Genomic DNA, 6,914 nt, shown 5'->3' with positions numbered 1-6,914 from the left:
TGCCCGCGCCTCCCCTGCGTCGCGGATGCGCCGGCGCCTGGCTGCCCTGTTTGTTCTTGGTCTTGCCCACGGCCTCCTGCTGTTCTACGGCGACATCCTTCTGACCTACTCGCTCATGGGCATGGTGTTGCTGGCCACCCACTCGATCCGTACCTACTCGGCGGTTACCGTGGGCGCAGCGATCATCGGCATCATGGGATCCCTGATCCTGGCGGTCGGCCTGCTGATCGCGGTCGGTGGCGCGGGTCTTCCCTCGCTTACCCTCACCACAGACCCCGGCGCCCTGACCCGCAGTCCGGGTGCCGCCTTCGCCACCAACGCCGACCACTTCTTCGAAAACGTTGCCGGGGTGGTCTTCTTTCAGGGGCCGCTCTCGCTGGCAATGTTCTATATCGGTCTGGCAGCCGGCCGGGCCGGACTCCTGGAGGGCTGGCTGCCGTACCGCAAACTGAGGACGACGACGGCGGTCTGCCTGCCTCTCGGCCTCACCGCCGGAATACTGCAGGCCTACCTGACCACCTACGTGGACGGTGACCGGTTCAGTGTTCTCGCCGTCGGCATTTCAACCCTCACCGCCCCACTGCTCACAGCCGGCTACGTGTGTCTCCTGCTGCTGTTCTTCCGTACGACGCCGGGCGCTGGACTGTGTGCCTTCCTCGCCCCTGCAGGGCGTATGGCACTGACCAACTACCTGCTGCAGTCAGCGATCCTGGCGCTTCTTTTCACCGCCTACGGCCTGCGACTCTCCGACCGGTTGCCGGCGGCAGCGGTGGCGGGCATCGCCGTCGTCATCTTCATCACGCAACTGGTGCTGAGCAGACTGCTGCTCTCCCGGGTGGGCACAGGACCGGCCGAGTGGCTGCTTCGCCGCGCCACCTACGGTCGCCGGCGCCCGCAGGCGCTGCAGAACTAGCGTCTGCCGGGAGCAGGCTGGACAAAGGTGGGCAGCATTTCCTCACCGTGGACCAGATTGCTCGGGGAAGTGTCCTGGTTGCCCACCGCACTGCAAGTACCGTGCGCCTAGATGTTCCAGCGCAGGATCGCGGGAGTGCGCTTGTCCCAACCCAGCGCGCACACCGCCGCCGTCCCCAGGATGAAGCGCCGGCCCTCGACCGGCTCGAACTCCAGCCACCGCGCCGTCAGGATGCGCAGAAAATGGCCGTGCGCCACCAACAGCGCGTTCCGCACCGGCGTTGCCTCCGGATCCCGGTCCGCCGGCGTACCGCAGCCCGCCTGCACGCGGGAGATGATCCGGTCCGCCCGGGCGGCGACCTCGGCCAGGGTCTCACCGTTGGGGGCCCCGTCCTTCCAGATGAGGTATCCCGGGTTTTCCTGGCGGACCAGCGCACTGTTGCGGCCCTCGTTGTCGCCGTAGTCCCATTCGTGGGCATACGGAAGCACGTCGGCGTCCGGGAATCCGGCCAGCTCCGCCGTTCGCCGCGCACGCTGCAGCGGGGAGGTGAACACCAGGTCAAACTCGACGCCGGCCACGCGTGCCGCCGCATCGCGTGCCTGCTGCTCACCTGCAGGGGTCAGGGCAAGGTCCGTGAGGCCGGTGTAGTTGCCGTCCCTGGACCATTCGGTTTCACCGTGGCGCAGGAGCCAGAGGTTCGGCAGCGGGGTGCCCGCGGGGGTGAGGTCCGCAGCAGCCGCGCCCGGCTGCCTCATGACCGGTCTCCGGCCGACTCGGGCTGGTCCGCCCACCAAACGCGCAGCTTGGCCTCGGCCTCCTCGCGGCTGTGCGGCCCATGTTCCATACGTTCCTCCAGCAGGAAGCGGTACGCCCGTCCCACAACCGGCCCCGGCCGGATGCCCAGCAGTCCCATGATCTGTTCTCCATCCAGGTCCGGCCGTATCGATGCGAGCTCTTCCTGCTCGGTCAGCACCGCGATGCGGGTCTCAAGATCGTCATACGCGAAGGCCAGGCGCTCTGCCTTGCGGCGGTTGCGCGTGGTGACATCCGACCGCGTGAGCCGGTGCAGCCGCTCGAGCTGCGGCCCCGCATCGGTGACGTACCGACGCACCGCCGAATCCGTCCAGCCGGCCTCACCGTACCCGTAAAAGCGCATGTGCAGCTCCACCAGGCGCGCCACGGCCTTGATGGTGTCGTTGTCGAAGCGGAGCGCCTTCATCCGTTTCGCCGTCAGCTTCGCGCCGACCACATCGTGGTGGCGGAAGCTGACCGCACCTGTCGGTTCGAATTTCCGCGTTGCCGGCTTGCCGACGTCGTGCATCAGGGCAGCGAACCGGAGGATGAAATCGGGGGCCGGCACCGCGCCGTCGTCGTCGGTTTCCAATTGGCAGGCCTGCTCAAGGACCGTCAGCGAATGCTGGTAGACGTCCTTGTGCCGGTGATGCTCGTCCATCTCAAGGCGCAGCGCCGGCACCTCCGGAAGCACGTGGTCGGCCAACCCGGTGGACACCATGAGGTCAACACCCCGGCGGGGCTGCGCTCCGTTGATCAGCTTGGTCAGCTCATCGCGCACCCGCTCCGCCGAGATGATGGTGATGCGCTCCGCCATGGCCGTCATGGCCTCCCGCACCTCCGGTGCCACCTCCACTCCCAGCTGGGAGGCGAACCGCGCTGCCCGCATCATCCGGAGCGGATCATCAGAGAACGACGACGACGGCGCGCCCGGAGTGCGCAGCACCCCCGCATGGAGGTCCTTGACTCCTCCATACGGGTCCACCAGCTCCAGGGAGGGAAGCCGCAGGGCCATGGCGTTGATGGTGAAGTCACGGCGGAGGAGGTCTTCCTCGAGGTTGCTGCCAAACGCGACCATCGGCTTGCGGGAGGACGGGTCATAGGCCTCGGCGCGGTACGTGGTGACCTCGATGGTGAACGAGTCCTTGCGCAGCCCGATGGTCCCGAACTCACGGCCGATCTCCCAGAAGGTATCCGCCCAGGGGCGCACAACGGAAATGGTCTGGTCCGGGCTCGCGTCCGTCGTGAAATCAAGGTCAGGAGAAACCCGTCCAAGGAACAGGTCACGGACCGGGCCGCCCACCAGGGAAAGTTCATGGCCGGCTTCGGCGAAGAGCCGGCCGAGCTCGGTCACCACCGCCGGAAGCGGGGCGGTCAGCGGGGAATTTTCCAACAGGTGCACCATAGTTCTTTAAGCGTGCCAGAGATCAGCCCAAACACCATTACGGGCAGCCAAACGTCTCCGACGCAGGCGGTGGCGGGCAACACGCGGAGGGTTCTGCACGGGGACGCCGATGCCGCGTGCCCGGTCATCATCGGCCCGGAAAGGTCGTTAGAGTGGGGTCATGGACCGTCCTGTTCCGAGCGCCCCGAAGCGCACCCCATTGACAGCGTCAATGGGCCGGACAAGCGCGCCCCTGATCCACCAGAGCCTTCCCACTGTGGAGGAAGTGTCAGCCGGCGGAATCGTCGTCGACACCTCCACTGACCTCCTCAATGTGGCCATCATTGCCCGCCTCAACCGCGGAGGCCGCCTCGAGTGGTGCCTGCCCAAGGGCCACCCGGAAAACCAGGAGAATAACGAGCAGGCAGCAGTACGGGAAATCGAAGAGGAAACCGGCATCCGCGGCCGCGTCCTGGCTGCGCTGGGGAGCATCGACTACTGGTTCACCGTCAGCGGGCACCGCGTCCACAAGACGGTCCACCACTTCCTGCTTGTCTCCACCGGCGGGCACCTCACCATCGAGAATGATCCCGATCACGAGGCGGTTGATGTGGCGTGGGTGCCGCTCGCCGACCTCGGCCGCAAGCTGTCCTTCCCGAATGAGCGCCGTATCGCCGACCTCGCCCGCGAAGTGCTGCCGCAGTACCTCTGATCCCGTCCGCAGGTTGCGGCCGGTGACCGGCGTCGTCCGTTATTGGTGAGACGATAAGTCACGATGTCTGATACCAACACCGCCTCAATACCCGTCCAGGATGCGGGCGTGGTTCCCAGTCGCCGTCCCGCTGCGCCCGGGAATGTGCCGCCTACCGATTCCACCGCACGATCCAGTGCGATCATGGCTGCGGGCACCCTGGTATCCCGCCTGCTCGGGCTCGTCCGGGTTGCCCTACTTGCCACCGCGATCGGCACGGCCGGGGCGGTGTCGGACCTCTTCCCGGCAGCCAACAACCTGCCCACCTACATCTTCCTGATGATCGCCGGCGGCGTGTTCAACGCCGTGCTGGTGCCCCAGATCATCCGGGCGAGCCAGCAGGAAGACCGCGGCTCGGACTTCGTCAGCCGCCTCATGACCCTCTCCGTGATCGTGCTGTTCATCATGACGGTGCTGATCACCCTGGCTGCGCCTTTCCTCGCGGACCTGCTCACCAATGTGTCCGGGGATGCGCTGGCACTGACCACCGTCTTCGCCTACTGGTGCCTCCCGCAGATTTTCTTCTACGGTCTCTACTCGATCATTGGCCAGGTCCTCAACGCCAACGGGTCATTCGGTCCGTATATGTGGGCGCCCGTGGTCAACAACATCGTGTCCATCGGGTTCCTGATCGCATTCATTGCGCTGATGGGTGCCGAGCGGACCACCGGGCATACTCCCGATACCTGGACGCCCACCCACACCCTGCTCCTCGCCGGCGGAACCACCCTCGGCATCGTTGTCCAGGCGCTGGTGCTTCTGGTGCCGCTGCGCCGCCTGCACCTTGGCCTCCGACCCAAATTCGGGTGGCGCGGCGTGGGGCTGGGCAAGACCGGCCGGCTCGCCTCAATCACCATCGTCACCATGCTGATCGGCAACGGCCTGTACATGGTCAATCAGTGGGTCGCCACTATCGCCACCGAGGCCCGCACCGAGCTCCCCGAAGGCACCTACATTGCCGGTCTGACCAACCTTGATATCGGCGCCCTGGTCTACGTTCTCCCGCATTCGGTGATCGCGCTCTCGCTGGCCACCGTGATGTTCAACCGCCTCGCCGCCGCACATTCCCAGAACGACCTGCGGACCACGAAGGAGACCCTGTCACTGGGCCTGCGCACGATCGGCGTCGCGACGGTCTTCGGTGCAGCAGCACTCCTCACGCTGGCAGGACCGCTGGGCATGGTCTTTTCCGGCGGCATCCGGGAAGGCGGCGCGCTCAACGCCGTGGTCATCACGCTGCTGGCCGTCGGGTCGCCCTTCCTGAGCGCCAACTTCTTCATGAACCGCGTCTTCTACGCCGCTGAAGATGCCATCACACCGCTGAAGATCCAGCTCATCCTCTCTGTCGCGGGTGTGGCCCTTGCCCTCACCGCCAGCCTGTTTGAACCCAGCCTGATTGTCCCCATGCTGGCGCTGAGCTTCACGGTCGGCAACATCATCGCCGTCATCGTCAGCCACCTGTTCCTGGTCCGAAAAATCGGCGGATACGGCGCAGGGCACATCTACGACGTCCATGTCCGTCTGGCTATCGCCGGCCTCATGGCGGCTGCGGTCGGAGCGGGACTGCTCTGGGCCTTCGGTGGTTACCGGCCGGACGGCTTCGCCTGGCAGTCGGTGGCGAGCGCCGCCGTCGTGCTTCTGGTGGTCGGGCCGGTCATGGCGGCTGTGTATGTCGGAATGCTGAAGGTCCTGAGGGTCACTGAACTGAGTGACTTCCTTGCGCCGCTGCTGTCCCGGTTTCGCCGCCGCTAGGGGCGGTCGCCGCGCGTAGCGCAGTATGCCCGGAAGTGACCGGTAGCATTGGTACAAAGTATCCACATCCGGGAGGAACTCGTGCCAGAAGCAGTAGATGTCGGTTCAGTACTGGGCGGCCGCTATAAGGTCACCGCCTACGTACTGGCCTCTGCTGAGAAGGACCTGGTGCTGGACGGCGTCGATCAGGTGCTGAATCGTCCAGTGAGCATTCTGGTGGCCTCGGTCTCCAACGCGAGCCAGGTGGCCACGAGCGCGCGCGAGGTAGCTACTGGCGAACGCCCCGGCAACATCCAGGTCCTTGACCTCGGGATCACCGACGCCGGGACCTACCTTGTGACCAATCGGGCACCTGCAGCGGATCTCCTCGACCTGGTCATCCAGCAGGATGCCCCCTACATTGAACCGTTCTTCACGGACACACTCGGCTCGGAGATTTTCGGCGTGGCACGCTCCACGGAACCGGAGACCTACGAGGACGACGACTACTACGATGACCACCACCACGAGCCGGAGCGGCGCCCCTCACGCCTGCCGAAAGCACGCATGCCCCGGTTCGGCCGCGGGGCGGCCGCTGGTGCCGCTGCGGCCGGTGGGGCAGCCGCTGGTGCCGCCGCAGCATCCGCGCGCTCGGAGCAGGGCACCGCTCCGCAGGGTGTCACGGAGTCCCGCCCAGCGGGGAACAAGGCCAATGTGCCGCCACCGCCCAGTGCCCCGCCACGTGCAGCCCCCGGCGAGGAGCAAACGGATAAGCCCAGGATTTCCGCCTGGACCGGCGATGATTCCGATCGGTCAGAGGATTCCCGATCCTCACAGCGACCTGCATCGCGTTTCCCGGCCGCCGCTGCGGGCGGCGGGGCTGCTGCTGCCGGCACCCAGTACGACGACGACGACTCCTACCAGGAGTATGACGACGTTGATGACCGCGAGAACAGTCCGCGCTTCACACGCCTGCTTGTCGGTCTGATACTCGCGCTGGTGATTGTCGGCGCCGTCATTCTCGCCGTAACTCAGCTCCGGCCCCTCTTCGACCCGCCCGTAGCGAGCGAGAGTACCACTGCAGAAGCCACGACTGAAGCCACCGAAGGCCAGACCACATCGCCTTCCGCAACGGATTCCGCTACTCCCGAACCGGAACTGGTTGCTCCGGTCGCAACGGGTGTCACCCGTCTTGTCCCCGACAATCCGGAACTGAATTCACAGACCGACGCCGACCTCGGCGCGATCATCGATGACAATCCGGCAAGTTTCTGGGGCAGCCTTGTGTACGCCAACGAGACGTTCGGCGGTCTCGCCCAGAACCTGGCGCTGGTGGTCGAGCT

At 66.0% G+C, this 6,914-nt stretch carries 6 protein-coding genes; 4 read left to right on the top strand and 2 right to left on the bottom strand.

The window, feature by feature from the left end; genetic code table 11:
• A partial coding sequence (locus X803_RS20870; RefSeq protein WP_035777630.1) for a DUF418 domain-containing protein occupies positions 1–913 on the top strand: 913 nt, incomplete at its 5' end.
• 107 nt (positions 914–1,020) lie between these two features.
• Here the strand turns inward: X803_RS20870 and X803_RS0102460 are convergent.
• Both X803_RS0102460 and X803_RS0102455 read right to left on the bottom strand, forming a co-directional pair.
• A complete protein-coding gene (locus tag X803_RS0102460) occupies positions 1,021–1,668 on the bottom strand; it encodes a histidine phosphatase family protein (protein ID WP_051470375.1) in 648 nt (215 codons plus the stop codon).
• A complete protein-coding gene (locus X803_RS0102455) occupies positions 1,665–3,110 on the bottom strand; it encodes a CCA tRNA nucleotidyltransferase (RefSeq protein WP_026543886.1) in 1,446 nt (481 codons plus the stop codon). The genes X803_RS0102460 and X803_RS0102455 overlap by 4 nt, the downstream gene beginning before the upstream one ends.
• Before the next feature lie 211 nt (positions 3,111–3,321).
• Between X803_RS0102455 and X803_RS0102450 the strand changes: the two genes are divergently transcribed.
• From X803_RS0102450 to X803_RS0102440, 3 genes are all read left to right on the top strand, one after another.
• Entirely contained in the window at positions 3,322–3,801 is a 480-nt protein-coding gene (locus X803_RS0102450; RefSeq protein ID WP_245702795.1) for an NUDIX hydrolase, read from the top strand.
• Positions 3,802–3,984: 183 nt separating this feature from the next.
• The gene (locus X803_RS0102445) at positions 3,985–5,592 is read left to right on the top strand and encodes a murein biosynthesis integral membrane protein MurJ (protein WP_245702789.1); all 1,608 of its coding nucleotides are present in this window, start codon (positions 3,985–3,987) and stop codon (positions 5,590–5,592) included.
• Positions 5,593–5,673: 81 nt separating this feature from the next.
• Positions 5,674–6,914 (top strand): hypothetical protein (locus X803_RS0102440; RefSeq protein ID WP_035777628.1); only part of this gene is annotated, 1,241 nt, incomplete at its 3' end.

This window comes from Arthrobacter sp. 35/47 (assembly GCF_000520475.1).
Classification (GTDB): Bacteria; Actinomycetota; Actinomycetes; order Actinomycetales; family Micrococcaceae; genus Arthrobacter_D; species Arthrobacter_D subterraneus.
Note: the sequence above shows the minus strand (reverse complement) of the source record. Positions and strands in the feature narration are given on the sequence as shown.

Bases quoted from the DNA above. Each gene is read 5' to 3' on its own strand.
- X803_RS0102460 (WP_051470375.1), bottom strand. From the start codon at position 1,668: ATGAGGCAGCCGGGCGCGGCTGCTGCGGACCTCACCCCCGCGGGCACC.
- X803_RS0102455 (WP_026543886.1), bottom strand. From the start codon at position 3,110: ATGGTGCACCTGTTGGAAAATTCCCCGCTGACCGCCCCGCTTCCGGCG.
- X803_RS0102450 (WP_245702795.1), top strand. From the start codon at position 3,322: ATGGGCCGGACAAGCGCGCCCCTGATCCACCAGAGCCTTCCCACTGTG.
- X803_RS0102445 (WP_245702789.1), top strand. From the start codon at position 3,985: ATGGCTGCGGGCACCCTGGTATCCCGCCTGCTCGGGCTCGTCCGGGTT.